This window comes from Novosphingobium sp. PhB165 (assembly GCF_004341845.1).
Lineage (GTDB): Bacteria > Pseudomonadota > Alphaproteobacteria > Sphingomonadales > Sphingomonadaceae > Novosphingobium.
Genome location: NZ_SLVB01000002.1, coordinates 147,078 through 162,405 on the forward strand (window position 1 = coordinate 147,078; position 15,328 = coordinate 162,405).

Annotated in this window: 12 protein-coding genes; 5 read left to right on the forward strand and 7 right to left on the reverse strand. The window is 65.1% G+C overall.

Annotated elements, in window-relative coordinates:
* The gene (locus tag EDF56_RS06325; protein WP_132385914.1) at positions 1–2,052 is read right to left on the reverse strand and encodes a TonB-dependent receptor; all 2,052 of its coding nucleotides are present in this window, start codon (positions 2,050–2,052) and stop codon (positions 1–3) included.
* Between the two features lie 104 nt (positions 2,053–2,156).
* Here EDF56_RS06325 and EDF56_RS06330 point away from each other — a divergent pair, with 104 nt between their 5' ends.
* The 4 genes from EDF56_RS06330 (at position 2,157) to EDF56_RS06345 (ending at position 5,654) form a co-directional block, all read left to right on the forward strand.
* Positions 2,157–2,714 carry a homogentisate 1,2-dioxygenase gene (locus tag EDF56_RS06330; RefSeq protein ID WP_165912104.1) on the forward strand — a complete coding sequence of 186 codons (558 nt, stop codon included), beginning with the start codon at positions 2,157–2,159 and terminating at the stop codon, positions 2,712–2,714.
* A gap of 7 nt (positions 2,715–2,721) precedes the next feature.
* Positions 2,722–3,693 (forward strand): cytochrome c peroxidase, encoded by a 972-nt coding sequence (locus EDF56_RS06335; RefSeq protein ID WP_132385915.1) that lies wholly within the window; start codon positions 2,722–2,724, stop codon positions 3,691–3,693.
* 70 nt (positions 3,694–3,763) lie between these two features.
* Positions 3,764–4,990 (forward strand): CoA transferase, encoded by a 1,227-nt coding sequence (locus EDF56_RS06340; RefSeq protein WP_132385916.1) that lies wholly within the window; start codon positions 3,764–3,766, stop codon positions 4,988–4,990.
* Between the two features lie 7 nt (positions 4,991–4,997).
* On the forward strand, positions 4,998–5,654 hold the full coding sequence (locus tag EDF56_RS06345; protein WP_207904638.1) for a GntR family transcriptional regulator: 657 nt from the start codon (positions 4,998–5,000) through the stop codon (positions 5,652–5,654).
* A 204-nt stretch (positions 5,655–5,858) separates the two neighbouring features.
* Here the strand turns inward: EDF56_RS06345 and EDF56_RS06350 are convergent, their stop codons facing one another.
* The 4 genes from EDF56_RS06350 to EDF56_RS06365 are packed head-to-tail and all read right to left on the reverse strand — an operon-like array spanning position 5,859 to position 9,424.
* Positions 5,859–6,671: an ABC transporter ATP-binding protein gene (locus EDF56_RS06350; RefSeq protein ID WP_132385917.1), complete on the reverse strand. Its 813-nt coding sequence runs from the start codon at positions 6,669–6,671 to the stop codon at positions 5,859–5,861.
* A 10-nt stretch (positions 6,672–6,681) separates the two neighbouring features.
* Positions 6,682–7,512 (reverse strand): ABC transporter permease, encoded by an 831-nt coding sequence (locus tag EDF56_RS06355; protein ID WP_132385918.1) that lies wholly within the window; start codon positions 7,510–7,512, stop codon positions 6,682–6,684.
* Entirely contained in the window at positions 7,509–8,498 is a 990-nt protein-coding gene (locus EDF56_RS06360; RefSeq protein ID WP_132385919.1) for an aliphatic sulfonate ABC transporter substrate-binding protein, read from the reverse strand. The genes EDF56_RS06355 and EDF56_RS06360 overlap by 4 nt, the downstream gene beginning before the upstream one ends.
* Before the next feature lie 50 nt (positions 8,499–8,548).
* The gene (locus tag EDF56_RS06365) at positions 8,549–9,424 is read right to left on the reverse strand and encodes a TauD/TfdA family dioxygenase (protein ID WP_132385920.1); all 876 of its coding nucleotides are present in this window, start codon (positions 9,422–9,424) and stop codon (positions 8,549–8,551) included.
* A gap of 416 nt (positions 9,425–9,840) precedes the next feature.
* Here EDF56_RS06365 and EDF56_RS06370 point away from each other — a divergent pair, with 416 nt between their 5' ends.
* The gene (locus EDF56_RS06370) at positions 9,841–11,214 is read left to right on the forward strand and encodes an FAD/NAD(P)-binding protein (protein WP_132385921.1); all 1,374 of its coding nucleotides are present in this window, start codon (positions 9,841–9,843) and stop codon (positions 11,212–11,214) included.
* A 285-nt stretch (positions 11,215–11,499) separates the two neighbouring features.
* Here EDF56_RS06370 and EDF56_RS06375 read toward each other — a convergent pair whose 3' ends face one another.
* Positions 11,500–13,800 (reverse strand): TonB-dependent receptor, encoded by a 2,301-nt coding sequence (locus EDF56_RS06375; RefSeq protein WP_132385922.1) that lies wholly within the window; start codon positions 13,798–13,800, stop codon positions 11,500–11,502.
* A gap of 95 nt (positions 13,801–13,895) precedes the next feature.
* Entirely contained in the window at positions 13,896–15,116 is a 1,221-nt protein-coding gene (locus EDF56_RS06380; protein WP_132385923.1) for an MFS transporter, read from the reverse strand.
* Positions 15,117–15,328: the final 212 nt, after the last annotated feature.

Here is a 15,328-nt window from a genome sequence, read left to right on the forward strand (position 1 = left end):
TCAGTACTTGTACTGGAAGCTCAGGAAAAAGCTTCGGCCCGGCTCGGGGAAGCCATCGGTGAGCACGTAGTAGTCATCGAACAGGTTGCGCACGCCCGCGCCCACTTCCACACCCCGATAGAGCGCGTAATTGACGGTGAGATTGGCCAGCGCATAGCTGCCCGTGCGGTAGTACCGCGTGCCGGCGGTGTTCACCGTCCAGCGGTTCGACGCGATATCGGCATTGGGCAGAACGTGCAGGCCATCGAGCGGCGACCAGTCTGCCCAGACGAAGGCCTTGTGCGTGGGCACGCCGGTTGGCTGGAAGGCGCTGTTGGTCGGATCGTCAAGGTCGCGGTGGGTGTAGGTGTAATTGCCGCCGAGGCTCAGCGTGTTGGCAAGCTTTGCGGTCAAGGCGATCTCGCCGCCGTAGTAATTGCCGCTGCCAAGGTTGCGGCTCTGGGTGACCGACTGTCCTTGATAAAGGAACGGGAAGGCGACGATCACATCGTTGAGGTGCGAATAGAACAGGGCCGCTTCGGCATGGAGTGGGCCGAAATCGCGCGAGCCGCCGATCTCGTAATTGGTAGCGCGCTCGGCCTTGAGATCCGGGCTGGATACCGCGCCGCCGAAGCGTGAACTGAAGCGTTCGAAGATCGTCGGGAAGCGCGCCCGCGACGATATGCTGGCATGAAGACTAGTAACGTTGTCGGGCGTCCAGTTGAGCTGCGCCTGACCGTTGAGCGCCTTGCCGTTGTGCAGCGGGTACTCGATCAGCGCGTTATTGGCGTAGTCCTCCGCCTTGGAAAGATCGCGCCAGTCGAAGCTGACGCCGGCCGTCAGCGCGAGTGTCGGGCTGAAGGCGAGCCGGTTTTCCGCGGCGATGCTGTAGGTTTCCTCGATGCTGGTCTGCTTCGGCTCGGTTGCGCCCGAGGGGAAGACCTGCTGCCATTCGACATGCTTGTCGCGCCGGTAATGCCCGGCCACGCTCAGGCGGTTGGCGGGGCTGACGTCGACATCGAGCTGCGCAGAGCCGCCCCACGCGGTGTCGGCATAGTAGCTGTTGAAGGCGCGTGGTTTCGTCTGCGTGGTCTCGGTGGCGTCGTCGAAGGCGCTCAGCAGGTTGTCGAAGCTATTGCGGTAGACGCGCGTTTTCAGCGTCCCATAATCCCCCAGCGCGGTGGTCGAGAGGAAGTAGATGCTGTCGATGTTCCAGTACGGCCAGGACCAGTTGCGCTGGCTGGAGACCGGATCGGTTATGTGCAGCGGCGCGTTCTTCGAGCCTTCCTGCCGGGTGTAGTTCAGCGAATATTCGTCGGTGGCATTGGGCGTGAAGCCGACTTTGGCGTTCACGCGCCAGTCCTCGGTGCGCGAGAGGTCGCGGTGGCCGCCGTCCTCGGCCGAGCCCGGCGTCGGTTCATAGCTGCCGGGAAGGTCCCAGTGATCGGTGAAATTGCGCGTGTAGCTCGCCTGCGCGTACCACTTGTCCTGCCGGGTGCCGAGCAGGGCGAAGAGGTTGTAGCCGCTGTATTCCGCCTCACGGCCAAGGTTCAGGGTGCCGCGCGCTTCTGCCTCGATCGCTTGCGTGGGGGTGCGGGTGACGAGGTTGATCGCCCCGCCCATCGCGCCCGGGCCGTCCAGCACCGAGGCATAGCCTTTGGCGACCTGCACTTGCGAGATGTCGGCAGTGAGGAAGCGGCCATAGTCCAGCCGTCCATCGGCGGGCAGGTAGACGCGGATGCCGTCGATCGAGAGCGGAACCTGAAAGCGATCGAACCCGCGCACGTTGATCAGGCGTTCGTTGCGCGATCCGCCGCTGTTCGACGAAGACACGCCGGGCATGAGGTTCACCGCGTCGTCCAGACTGGTGCGATTGAACAGTTGCATGGCTTCGGCATCGAGCGTGGACGATGTGATCGAGGGCGCCGTCGGCGAGGGCGCCGTGACGATGATCTGGCCCAGCGTGAAGGCATCGCTGCGTTCGGTCTGGTCGGACGGCGCAGCGGTCTGCGCCAGCGCAGGCGCGGCGAGCGCGCAGGAAAGAGTAACCGCAAACGCGGATGCAAGACGCATGACTGGAACCCCCATGATTTGTACTGTCGCCGCTCTGGCGATTCTCTATATCCGGCCGTATATAGTTTTTTGCGGACGCGAAAGTGCAACGAAATGAGGGACTCATGGTGACGGGACGCGGTATCGGGGTTTTATCCGGCGGTTGGGCGCTCGCGGCATTGCTGGCCTCCGGCGCGGCCGGGGCTCAGGAGATGGCGAACGTCGTTCCCGACCCGATCGCCTGTCCTTCCACCCCTGTCGCGCTGCCACCCGAACTCTCGGCATGGAACTCGCGGACGACCCTGGTGGCAGCGGGGGACGCGCACGGACTCACCGCCGCGCGGCTCGAAGTGGGCAAGGCGGTCGACGGCGGATTGCGCGCCACGCCCGAAGTCCACTTTGCGCTAAGGCCCGAAAAACCGGGCGGATCGGTCAGTTTTGGCGGAATTTTCGCCTTCACGATTACAGAGCCCGGCAAGTACCGTGTGGCGCTTGGATCGGCCGCGTGGATCGATGTAGTCAAGGGCGGGGCCGCCGTCTCTTCCATCGCGCATGGCCATGGGCCGGACTGTTCGGGCATTCGCAAGATGGTCGACTTCACGCTCGAACCCGGCGACTATCAGCTTCAGATTTCGGCCAATCCCGAATCCCGTCTGCCGCTGCTGATCGCCCGGCTGCCCTGACGCTGCCATGCGTTATGCCCTGCCGGGCCTGTTGCTGATCGCCACTGCGTTTTTCGGCCTGCTCGCCGTTTCGGGATCGGGTGAGGGGCGGGAGACGGGCGCTGTGGTGCGCGCAGACAGCGCGGCCAAAGTCGAATTGGGGCGGCGGCTGTTCTACGACGCGGACCTCTCGATCAACGGGACGATGTCCTGCGCGACGTGTCATGAACAGCACCACGCTTTCGCGGATGGCAATCGCATGCATCCCGGCGCGCTTGGCGATCCCGGGCGGCGGAACGTCCCCGGCCTTCAGAACCTTGCTTCGCTATCGCCGCTGACATGGGCCGATCCGCGCCAGACCACGCTTGAGAAGCAGGCCGCCGTGCCGATCCTCGGAGAGCATCCGGTGGAGATGGCGATGACCGGGCATGAGGCGGAGATACCGAAAAGGCTTGGGCGCGATCCGTGCTATCGCACCATGTACCGCAAGGCCTTTCCGCGCGGAGGTGGCCGGATCGACTATGACAATACGGTCAGCGCGATCGCCGCATTCGAGCGGACGCTGGTCTCGCGCAGCAGTCCGTGGGACCGGTTCGCGGCCGGGCAGGCGGATGGTCTCTCTGCGGAAGCCCGGCGCGGTCTGGAGGTGTTCAAGCGATCCTGCGCGTCCTGTCACGCCGGCAAGGACTTCACGGACGCGAAGTTTCACCGCATCGGCGCGGCGGGCGGCGATGCGGGATTGGCGGAAGTCACCGCATCCCGCGAGGATTTCGGCAAGTTCCGCACGCCGAGCTTGCGCAATGTGGGCGTCACCGCGCCCTATCTGCACGACGGCTCCGCACCCACGCTTGCCGACGCCATCCGCGTGCACGACGGCATTTCCGTGTCGGAGCCTGATTTGGACGCGCTTCTCGCATTCCTCGGCAGCCTGACCGACCACGCCTTCCTGACGGATCCCCGCCTCTCGTTGCCGATGGAGGCTTGCGGCAAGCCGCTTTGATACGCCGGATATCGCCCGACGGATGCGGCGTGGCTATGATGGATAATGCATTATTGCTAGCCAGACAGGCATGAGCAAGGGAAACAGGCCCCTTTCGGGCATGCGCGTGCTGGAACTCGGCACCATGATCGCGGCGCCGTTCGCGGCGCATATTCTTTCGCAGTTGGGGGCGGAGGTCATCAAGATCGAGCCGCCCGCAGGCGATACCACGCGTTCTCTGGTGCGCGGGGGGCCCTCCGGGACGATCATTGCCTATAGCCATTCGAAGAAGGCGATCTGCCTCGATCTGACCACGGAAGAGGGCAAGGAGGTGTTCCGCCGTCTTGTCGCCACGTCGCGCGTGGTGATTCACAACCTTGCGCCCTCGGCCGCCCGCAAGCTGGGGGTTACGGCGGACGATTGCATGGCCGTGAACCCGCGCCTCGTGCACGTCCACATCAAGGGTTACACCCATGGCCCACAGGCCGAAGGGCTGATGACCAACCCGATTGCCGAAGCGGCGACCGGGGCCATGGACGACCACCGCGTGGACGACCGACCGACGCGCTTCGGCCCTTCCTACCACGACCAGTTCGCGGGCACTTACGCGGTGATCCGCGTGCTTTCCGCACTGCTCGATCCCGATGCCGACGAGGCGGCGCGCCGGATCGAGGTGGGCCTATACGAGACCGGCCTCCATCTGGCCGCACGCGATCTGGCGGGCATGCAGCTCAAGACGCAGTTGCTCGGCCGCCTTGAAAAAGAGGGCGGCGGCGAGTTCTCGATGCCTGGCTACGGCGCCTATCTCACTTCGGACCAGCGCTGGATCTACCTGCTCGTCCTCACCGATGCGCATTGGGCGCGGTTGACCGGCGCGCTTGCCATGCCCGAGCATGATGCTCCCGAATTCGCCAGGCTGCGCGACCGCAAGAAGGCCCGCGAAACCGTGGAAGAGGCCGTGCGTATAGCGGTGGCCCGGTTCACGTTCGACGAAGCCGTGGCCCGGCTCGAAGCCGCGGGCCTTGGCTTCCACGAAGTCATGCCGCTCGAACGCGTACTCGAAACGCCGCAGGCCCGTCAGCCGGGCAAGCTGCGCGATGTGGAATATCGCGGGCTCCAGTTCGAAGTTCCCGAATTCGCGGGCGTGGGTCCTGTCGAGCCCGGCTTGCCGCCGCCGGAGATCGGCGAACATACCGAAGTGCTGCTCGCCGATCTCGGTTATTCGGGGGAGGAAGCGGCGGCGCTGTTGTCAGCGGGGGCCGCCAAGGCCTATCAACCCGGCGATTTCGCCTGGGCACCGGTGCGACAAAAGGGGTGATGCGCAAGTGACGACCAATGCGATGATGCCGTTTCGCACGAAGGAAGAGCAGGTTGCGGACTTCCTGCGCGAAGGCATCATCTCGGGCCGGATTCCCCGTGGCTCCCGCCTCAAGCAGCAGGAAATCGCCACGCTGCTCAAGACCAGCATTACCCCGGTCCGCGAGGCGCTGAAACTGCTTTCGGCCGAGGGCTACGTGATCGGCGACAGCCATCGCGGCGCCACTGTCGCGCCGTTCGATATCGAGGCTTCGAGCGAGGTTCTGAACTTGCGCATCCTGCTGGAAACCCAGCTTGTGCGCGGCGCAGTGGAGAACGTCACCGGGGCCGACATCGCCGAACTGACCGTGCTGGCGGGCGAGTTCGCCGCCGCCTTCTCGGCGGGCGACAACGAGGCGGCGCGTGCGGCGAACTACCGGTTCCACCACCGCATGTTCGAGATCGCCGCGATGCCGCAGACGCTGCATTTCGTGCAGATCCTCTGGGCCCGCTATCCCTTCGACCTTATCAATCGGCTCGAAGGGCGCGTCAGCCGCGCTGCTGACGAGCATGACGATATGCTGGCCGCGCTGATCGCGGGCGATACCGCCACGGCCATGCTGGCCACGCGGCAGCATATCGAGACGGGTTTTCGCGAACTTCGGGAGTCCGTGGAGCAGGGCTAAAGTGCGCGGATGAATTCGGCGTTGGATGTCCGCTCGGCTTCAATGTGACGCTAAACTTCCAGGTCCACTGCTTCGTCGCCCCCGCGAAGGCGGGGGCCCCGCTGCCTTTCAACCTCTCGTTTCGCGCGCAAGAAGCGGGATCCCCGCCTTCGCGGGGATGACGGCTGAGGGTTGGGATTGGCCGGTTTACATTCCTTTGCCGCTTCAGGCGGGCACTGGATTTTCCTCATGCACGCCCAGTTCTGACAGCAGTTCACTGCGCAAGGCGTCGAATTCCTGACCGCTGGCGACACGCGGACGCTCCAGCGTGATGCGCTTGTCATAGGCAATGCGGCCGTTGCGCAGCACCAGCACGCGGTCGGCCAGCAGCAGCGCTTCCTCCACATCGTGGGTGACGAGCAGTGTGGCCGGTGAATGCGTCTGGCACAGCGCGCCGATCAGCCGCTGCATGCGTAGGCGGGTCAGCGCGTCGAGCGCGGCGAAGGGCTCGTCCAGCAGCAGCAGGCGCGGCTTGCGCACCAATGCGCGGGCCAGCGCCGCCCGCTGCGCCTCGCCGCCCGAAAGCGTGGCGGGCCATGCGTCGGCGCGGTGGTCAAGGCCCACTTCGGCCAGTGCCTCGGCTGCCACGTGCCGTGCCGCGGCGCGGCCGGAAAGGCCGGTCACGACGTTCTTCCAGACTTTTTTGGTCTGGATCAGGCGCGGTTCCTGGAACACCACGGTCCGTGCTTCGGGCACCCACGCCTCACCGCTGTCGGGGGCGTCGAGTCCGGCGAGGATCCGCAGGAGGGTGGTCTTGCCGCTGCCCGAGGCACCCAGCAGGGCGACGAACTCGCCCGGCCGGATCGACAGGTCCACCCCGTCAAGCACGGGGCGGCCGTGGAACAGGCGCGAGACGCCTTGCACGGCCACCGCTTGCGGACGACCCTCGAAGGGGTCGATCTCGCGATTGCGGAGCACTTCCTGTACGAAAAGCGGGTGGACGGAAGCGGAAGGCTTGGAAGGTGCGGAATGCAGCATCGTCGGTCTCCTATCGCGCTGCCAGATTGGCGCGCCACGGCATGAGCACTCTTTCGAGCAGGCGAACGAAAAGGTCGGCGCCAAGGCCGAGCACGGCGTAGATGAAGATGCAGACGAGGATCACGTCGACCTGCTGATAGACCTGCGCGGTGTTGAGCAGGTAGCCGAGCCCGGCCTGTGCATTGATCGTTTCGGCCGCGATCAGCATCAGCAGCGATACGCCGAGCGAAAAGCGCAGACCCGTGAGGATCGAGGGCAGGGCCAGCGGCAATATCACCTCGCGGATCAGGCGCGGGCCCCTGAGGCCGAAAGTGCGGGAAGCCTCCACCACCTTGCGGTCGACATTGCGCACGCCCGAGTAGGTGTTGAGGTACATGGGGAACAGGGTCGCAAGGCCGATCAGCAGCAGCTTGGGCGTTTCGTCAACGCCGAACCAGACGATGAACAGCGGCACCAAAGCCAGCGGCGGAGCGGTGCGCATCATCTGCAAGGTTGCGTCGAACAGTTCCTCGCCAAGCCGCGTCAACCCCGCGATGATGCCGAGCAGCAGCCCCAGCGAAATGCCGAGCGCGGCGCCCGCCAGAGCGCGGGTGAGCGAGACGGCGACCTGGTGGGGAAGCGCCTGCTCGGTCCACAAATGCGCTAATGTCGTCGCGAGTGCGCTGGGGGAGGGCAGGGTCGTGGCACTCACCAGACCGGTGCTGGTCGTTCCCGCCCAGAGCGCGAGCACCAGCAGCGGCCCGATCGCCCGGCGCGCCAGCGAAAGGCGGTCCGGCTTGTCCTCCTTCGTGCGGATCGCGGGGCGAACGAGCGGGCCGGGATCGAAGAAGGGAGCATTCATCGTCCGTTCTCCACGGTACGGACCAACGCGTCGAAGCGGTGGTCGAACAGTTTCGAGGCATCGACCCGCTGGCGGATCAGGCCGAACTTGTGGAACAGGTCGGACTCCTGCTGGTGGCCGGCCACGATCGAGGCATCGATCGGGGTATAGCCCAGTGGCATGCGGCGCAGGATCTGGCCGGCCAGTGCGGGGGTGACGTTGTAGGCCTTGGCCGAGACCTGTGCAGCCTTGTCGACATTCTCGCGCTGCCATTTCACCGAACGGGCGGTGCGCTCCACGAAATCGGCGATGAGCGCCGCGCGCTTGGGATCGGCCAGCGCGGCCTCGGAAGCCACGAGATAGCCATATCCCGGCGTGACAGGCTGGCCGCCATAGGCCAGCACGCGCAGCTTGCCGGCCTCGATCCCTTGTGTGAGCATCGGTTCCGCTGCGGTGAAGGCGTCGACAGTCCCGTTGTCCAGCACCGCGGTGCTGATGCCGGAGAGACTGACCGAGGTGATGTCGTCAAAGTTCAGACCGGCCTGATCGAGCAGCCGCGCGACCAGATATTGCGAGATCGTCCCCGACGTGTAGCCGATTTTCTTGCCCTTGAGATCCGCCACGGAATGGATCGGCGAATTGGCCGCCACCACCAGCGCGATGTTCGAGGTGCCCGGTTTTAGCCCTCTGCTGACCGCGACGACCCGAACCGGGCTGCCCGCCGCCTGCGCGAAGACCATCGGCGTTTCCGCCATCCAGCCAAGGTCCACCGATCCGCCGGTCTCGGCCGCGATCACGGCCGGGCCGCCAATGAAATTCGACCATTGGATCTGATAGGACTTAGGCTGGCCCTCGCCCGCCGCGCCGATCGCCGATTGCAGCGTGTGGAGCTGGTCGGCGACGCGCAGGGTGGGCTGCTCGTCCTGCTTGGAAGAGGAGTGGCAGGCTGCCAGCAGGGCAACGGAACTCAAGGCAAGGAAACCGGAGAGGCGACGGGGATTGGTCACGGATGCGGACCCTTGCTCAGTTTTTTCGGAAGGGGCGGAGATCGGCGGGTTCAGCGGCGCGGCCGGTCGCCCTGGGCGACGATGCGGACGAGCTGACGCTGGGCCTGCCCATAGTCGGCCACGCCGTAGTGCTGGACGGAGCGGTTGTCCCAGATCGCCAGCGAGCCCGGCTGCCACTTGAACCGCACGATGTTTTCGGGCCGGTAGAACTGGTGCGTCAGGGTGCGGAGCAGCTCCTTGCTCTCGTCTTCCGGCAGGCCGACCACTTCCTTGGTGAAGCCTTCGTTGACGTAGAGCACCTTGCGGCCGTTGAAGGGGTGGGTGATGACCACAGGATGGGCCACGCCGCTATATTCGTCGAGGTAATCGGCCAGTTCCTTCTCGTCATCGATAAGCCGGTAGGCCTTGCCGTTCGGGCGGTGGATGGCGTCGAGGCTTTCGATCTTCTGCTTCACCTCGTCAGGGAGCGCTTCGTAGGCGGAGATGCCGCTGGAAAAGGCGGTGTCGCCGCCGAGTTCCGGCGCGATCACGCTGCGCAGGATGGATACCTGATAGGGTGTTTCGAGGTAGGTCGCGTCGGCGTGCCAGGGCGTGCCGTAATAGCCGTTGGAATAGGGGCCGGTGTTGAAGGGGATGATGTCCTCATCCTTCACGCCCCGGCGTTTGGCGATGCTGTCGGCCACCGGCGGGCCGAAGATGCGGCCGATTTCGGCCTGTTTGGCATCATCGATGCCGGTATTGCGGAAGAACAGGACCTGATGTTCCCACAAGAGGCTGCGGAGCAGGTCGGCCAGTTCGTCGGTGACCGGGCCGGTAAGGTCGAGGCCCCGGATCTCTGCGCCGAGATTGGCTTCCACGCGGATGACTTCGAAATCGTCGATGGCATGGGTTTCGGCAGGGCGGGTAGCATGGGTGACGGCATTCATCGCACAATCTCCTCGTCGGCTGCGGCGCGGGTGGCGGGCAGCATCGAAAATTACGGGATGGGGGTGCTGTCGTTGACGACCTGCACGGAAGGCTTCGCGGGGCTTCGTGCCACCGGAGGAGGCCGGGGAAAGGCGGACTCGTGGTGCGCCTTACATTCTCAACCATAACGGTGGACAATGTTCTGTCAACGGGGATTCGGTTGCCCGGCCAGCTGTCATTCGGGCGTCGTCGTAAGCCATGCACCGGTCGTCGCCCGCGGGCCCATGAAGCGTTGCTACAGGGCGCGATCAAGCGAGGATCTGGCATCGCGAGCCCGGCAATTCCCCAGTTTTTTCGCCTTTCATTATGATACCGGCATTATTCTCAACCAAAATGGTTGATAAATGGGTGGCTATGCGGATAGGCTGGAGGCGACATGAATCAGATGCTCCCCAAAGTCGAACCCAGCGACCTTCCCATAGCCGTAGTCGGCGCCGGGTTCAGTGGCACCCTGCTCACCATCAACCTGATCCGCCAGGGCGTGCGGGTGGTGCTGATCGAGCGCAACCAGACGCAGCTTGCCAAGGGACTCGCGTTCGGCACGCGGGGGCCGGAGCATCTGCTCAACGTGCGCGCCGCCAACATGAGCGCCTTTCCCGACGATCCGGCGAACTTCCTGCGCTGGATCGGCCAGACGGGGGAGGAACAGGCCAATCGCTTCGTGCCCCGGCTGACGTATGGACTCTACTTGCGCGAACTGCTGATCAAGGCGCTGTCCGATGCCGGGCCGAGGGCGCAGATCATCAGCGCCGAAGCGCTGTCGGCGCGTTTTGGAGACGGACAGGTCACTGTGCAACTGGACGACGGCAGCGAGATCGAGGCCCGTTCGCTGGTTCTGGCGCTGGGCAACTTCCCGCCCGCGCCGCATCCGGCACTGGCGGCGCTGCCTGAGGATCGCTGCTTCGCCGATCCGTGGAATCCCGGCGCGGTTGCCGATGCCCAGACTTTGGATCATGTGCTGCTGATCGGCACGGGGCTGACGGCCGCGGACATGATCCTCTCGCTCGACAAGGCAGGGTTCAAGGGCCGCATCACCGCGCTGTCGCGGCGCGGATTGAAGCCGCACGCCCATGCCGAGACGGGCCCGGCGGTCGAGAACGTCCCGGCGCCCGATGCGCGCGGTTCCGCACTGGTCCGCCAGATCCGGGAGCGGGCCAAAGTGATTGGCTGGCGCGCGGCGGTGGACGAGCAGCGGCCGCACACGCAGAACCTCTGGCGCCGTCATGATGCTGCCGCCCAGCGCCGCTTCCTGCGGCACTTGCGGCCCTATTGGGATGTCCACCGGCATCGCCTTGCGCCCGATGTGGCGAAGCGGCTGGCGGAACTGGAAGCGGAAGGACGGCTGGACTTCGTTGCCGGCAAGCTGGCCGGCTCGCAGGCCACGGATCGGGGCGTCGCGGTGGACTATCGTCCGCGCGGCGAGGATCGGCTGGAAAGGCTGGAAGTCTGCCGGGTGATTAATTGCACCGGGCCCGAGGGCGACCTGCTGCGCAGCGGGTTGCCGCTGGTGCAGGATTTGCTCGCACAGGGCCGGGTTCGGCCGGACGAGCACCGGCTGGGGCTGGATGTCGAACATCTCGGCCGCGTGCGCGATGCCGAGGGCAAGCCGCAGGACACCCTGTTCGCAGTCGGACCGGTGACCAAGGGCGAGGCCTGGGAGATCGTGGCGGTGCCGGATATCCGGCGGCAGGTCTGGAACCTTGCGCGCTATTTGGCCGACGCCCATTGGGTGGGTGGCGAGGGGCTCTGAACGGCTTGGATTTCCTGATCAAAATTTGAATTCAACGCTCCGTCATCCCCGCGAAGGCGGGGATCCCGCTTGTTCTTCGTTCAGCACGCGGAGGCGCGGAGGCGCAGAGAGGACGGTGCAATGCTGCACGGTTTTCTCTGCGTCTCCGCGCCTCCGCGTGAAACCAGAAAGCGGGGCCCCCGCCTTCGCGGGGGCGACGGGTTTGTTTTTGGGCTGAGTTCGGACTTGGACGCTCATGGGTAGGCCGTGGGTGAGCGGATATTCTCCCACCCACGGCCCGCTCAATCAGAAGTCCTTGCGCAGCAGAATGCCCGCATAGCGCTTGTCGTCACGCGGCACGTAGCGGACGATACCGGCCAGCGTGCCGTTGGCAAGGTAGTTCGAATAGCTCTGGTTCGTGATGTTCTTCACGAAACCGCGCAGCTGCCAGTCGCCGGTCGTGCCGATTAGCGCGACGCTGGCATTCCACACATAGTAGCCCGGCTGCACCGTGCCCGGCGTTTCGGTCAGCTGGTACTGCGTGCGGCTCTTCAGCGTGATGTCCGACTGCACTTCGAGGTCCAGCGCGTTCGACAGCGCGAAGCGATAGGCCGCGTTGCTGTAAAGCTTCCACTTCGGCGCGAACGGCAGGACCTGTCCGTCGATATCGCAGCTCGACGGCGCGCCGGCCGGGCAGATGAAGTGGATCACCTTGGCATCGGTATAGGCGACCGAGGTATCGAGCGAGAGGCCCGGGATCGGGTGCAGGCCGAAGTCGAACTCCACGCCCTTGGTCTGCACGGTGCCCGCGTTGATCAGGCGGGTGACTTGCGCACCGCCCACCACGTCGTTGTAGTTGGCCTGATAGTTGTGGAACTTGGTGGAATAGACCGCCAGCGCATAGGTGATCTGGCGATTGAGCGCCGATCCCTTGATGCCGCCTTCGAACGAGTCAGAGGTTTCGGGCTTCAGCGCGATTTCATCCAGCGGCGTGGTCGCGTTGAGCGAGCGCATGTTGAAATAGGCGTTGTAGGCCGGGCCCTTGTAGCCGCGCGAATAGGTGAAATAGGCCTGATTGTTGGTCAGGAAGTCCGCCTGGATGCCGCCGCGATAGGAATCGCCGCGTGTCGAGGTCGAATCCGCCGAGTTGTGATAGGCGCGGATGCCCGCGACATCGAGCGAGGGCGAGCCCGAATTGGTCGGGTCGTTGGTCGACGTGCGCACGTGGTAGTAGCTGAGATCGTCCCAGGTCGAACGATAGCCAGCGATGGCGCGCAGCCACGAGGTAAAGTTGATATTGGCCTCACCGAACACCGCGTAGTTATCGCCGGTGACGCCGTAATTCGCCACGCCCGTCACGGTGTTCTCGGCGCCGGAGATCAGGCGGGTGAGCGCGCGGGTGTAGACTTCATCAGTCTTGGTGTGGAGGTAGTAAGCGCCCACCACATAGTCGATGAACTTGCCCTTCGGCGACGTCAGGCGCAGTTCCTGAGAGAACTGGTGGTTGTCGACCGTGCCGAAGTCCTCACCCTCGGGGAACGTGGCGGAAAGCTGCGAGAGGGCGTCGTAGTCCTGATGCTGCTCGTTCTTCCACTCGCGATAGGCGGTGATCGAGGTGACGGTGTAGTCGCCGATGCCCCATTCGGCGGTCAGCGAGCCGCCGTAGTTCCGGTCGCGCACATCGGTGTCGAAATTGGTGCTGACCTTGCGGTTTTCGGGGCCGGCGGTGATGCCCTGGCTGGCCAGGAACGCGGCAAGTGCCGGGGACTGCGTGACCGCGCCGGTGGGATAGGCGATCTGGCTGGTGCTGGCGTAGACGCCGCTCGGCGTCGTGTCGTGCGAGTGCAGGTAATCGCCCGCGAGGGTCAGCTTCAGCGTGTCGGTCGCCTGCGCCTGGATCTTGCCGCGCACGCCGTAACGCTCGTAGCCGTTCACCTCGTTGCCGGTGTAGACGTTGCGCACATTGCCGTCATAATTGGCATAGAGGCCGTCGATCCGGGCCGAAATGCCGGGCGCGATGCCGCCGGTAACGCCCGCCTTGATGCGGTATTCCTCGTCGGTCGTCGCGGAGCCTTCGGCATAGGCGTGGAACTGCTGCGAGGGCGCGGCGGTGACGATGCTGATGACACCCGCCGAGGCGTTCTTGCCGAACAGCGTGCCCTGCGGGCCGCGCAGAACTTCGATGCGCTCCACTTCGCCGACATCCAGCGTGGCCTGGCCCGGGCGGGTGAGCACGACGCCGTCGAGCACGGTGGAGACGGAGGATTCGACGCCCGGAGAGGTGCTGATCGTGCCGACACCGCGAATGAAGACCGTGCGGTCCTTGTTCGATGCGCCATTGCGGAAATCGATCGAGGGAACGGTGTTGGAGAGGTCCTGCAGCGTGTGGATCGCGCGGTCGTTAAGCGACTGGCCGCTGACGGCGGTGATCGCGATCGGCACCTGCTGGAGCGATTCATCGCGATAACGCGCGGTAACGACGATCTCGCCCGGCTGCGGGGTGATGGCGCTTCGATCGGCAGCCTCATCGGCATAGGCCGCTGCCGGGAAGAGAACCGCGGATGCCAGCAGCAGAGTGCGGGCGGCGCGGAGCGGGGTCATGGTCATTCTTGTCTCCCTTGAACCGCGCGGACCATAGTCAACCAATTCAGTTGAGAAAGATAGTTTTCCTTTAGTCGCCCCATGCGGGAGACGAGGTGATCCTACGTATCCTCGGCAGGGACGATTCTGGGCATGGTGATCTGGATCCACCCCAGCGCCAGCAGGTAGGATACCGAGGCGAAGCCGAAGAGCGGGCCGTAACCGAGCCCGGCAGCCAGCACGAGCCCGGCAATCTTGCTGATCGCGGTACCGCCAAGGTTGCCGCAGAATGCCCCGAAGCCGGTCACGCGGCCGACTTTGTGGCGCGGCGTGACGTCGGCGATCAGGCCGAACAGGTTGGTCGAAAAACCCTGATGCCCGGCTAGCGTCAGCGCCATCAGGCCGACTGCCATCCAGTATTCCTGTGCGTGGAGTGCCAGCGGCACGGGGACCACGCAGAGCGCGGAGATCAGCATCAGCGTCTTGCGCGTGCGGTTGGCGCTCCAGCCCTTCGACAACAGCCGATTGGCGGCATAGCCCGACAGCAGCGAACCCGCCGCCGATCCACAATAGGCCAGCGCCAGCGGCGGCCCGAGTTCGGTGCCGGAAAGGCCGAACTGCCGGTGGAAGTAGTCCGGCATCCAGAACAGCATCAGCCACCACGTCGCGTCGGACAGGACCTTGGCGAGGGCGATGGTCCAGGTGCGGCCTTCCTTGAGGAACAGCCTGTCGCCCGAGAGGACGTTGCCGGGGACGGCGGGCTGGCTATCGCCGAAATCCACCCCGCGCGAGGCGGTCAGCCATGCCAGCACCCACGCAAGGCCGATCAGGCCCGCGATCACGAACGCCGCGCGCCAGCCCCAGAAAGCCGCGACCACCGGGATCGCCAGCGGCGCAAGGATGGCGCCGATGCTGTTCATCATGTTGGTGAGGCCGAAGCCCAGCGAGCGCAGATTGGGCGGGAAGATCGTCGCGATGGTCTTCACGCCGGCCGGAGTGCCCATCGATTCCGTGGCGCCAAGGCCGATGCGGCAGAGCACGAACTGGCTGAAGCTGCTGGCCCAGCCATGGGTCATCGCTGCCAGCGACCAGGCGGCGACGCCTGCCGCATTGGCCCATTTCGCGCCCAGCCGGTCAACGATCCAGCCTGCCGCGAGGAAGCCGAATGCCGCGCCTGCCTGAAACCATGCCGCCAGTGTGCCGTAATCGTTGTCCGTCCAGCCAAGGTCGGCGGCGATCGTGGGTTTGAGCACCGAGATGATCTGGCGGTCGACGAGATTGAGCACGCCCGCCGTCAGGGCGAGTGTGAAGAGCAGCCAGCGGCGGCGCGGAGAGAGAGTCATGCGCGGCGCGCCTTGCGGCGGTTCATCGGGGCTCGGGGGGAAATCGACATCGCGGACCTTCTGTTCTGAACCCGTGGTCTAGCGGTGGGGCCAGACGTGCGCGAACAAGAAATTCTAGCCTCGGGGGTGGGATTGGAGGCGGCGGAGTTGGGCTGAGATCCCCCTAAAAACTCTCCGTCGTCCCCGCGGAGGCGGGGACCCCGCTTGTTCTT

Bases quoted from the DNA above. Each gene is read 5' to 3' on its own strand.
- EDF56_RS06325 (WP_132385914.1), bottom strand. From the start codon at position 2,052: ATGCGTCTTGCATCCGCGTTTGCGGTTACTCTTTCCTGCGCGCTCGCC.
- EDF56_RS06330 (WP_165912104.1), top strand. From the start codon at position 2,157: ATGGTGACGGGACGCGGTATCGGGGTTTTATCCGGCGGTTGGGCGCTC.
- EDF56_RS06335 (WP_132385915.1), top strand. From the start codon at position 2,722: ATGCGTTATGCCCTGCCGGGCCTGTTGCTGATCGCCACTGCGTTTTTC.
- EDF56_RS06340 (WP_132385916.1), top strand. From the start codon at position 3,764: ATGAGCAAGGGAAACAGGCCCCTTTCGGGCATGCGCGTGCTGGAACTC.
- EDF56_RS06350 (WP_132385917.1), bottom strand. From the start codon at position 6,671: ATGCTGCATTCCGCACCTTCCAAGCCTTCCGCTTCCGTCCACCCGCTT.
- EDF56_RS06355 (WP_132385918.1), bottom strand. From the start codon at position 7,512: ATGAATGCTCCCTTCTTCGATCCCGGCCCGCTCGTTCGCCCCGCGATC.
- EDF56_RS06365 (WP_132385920.1), bottom strand. From the start codon at position 9,424: ATGAATGCCGTCACCCATGCTACCCGCCCTGCCGAAACCCATGCCATC.
- EDF56_RS06370 (WP_132385921.1), top strand. From the start codon at position 9,841: ATGAATCAGATGCTCCCCAAAGTCGAACCCAGCGACCTTCCCATAGCC.
- EDF56_RS06375 (WP_132385922.1), bottom strand. From the start codon at position 13,800: ATGACCATGACCCCGCTCCGCGCCGCCCGCACTCTGCTGCTGGCATCC.
- EDF56_RS06380 (WP_132385923.1), bottom strand. From the start codon at position 15,116: ATGACTCTCTCTCCGCGCCGCCGCTGGCTGCTCTTCACACTCGCCCTG.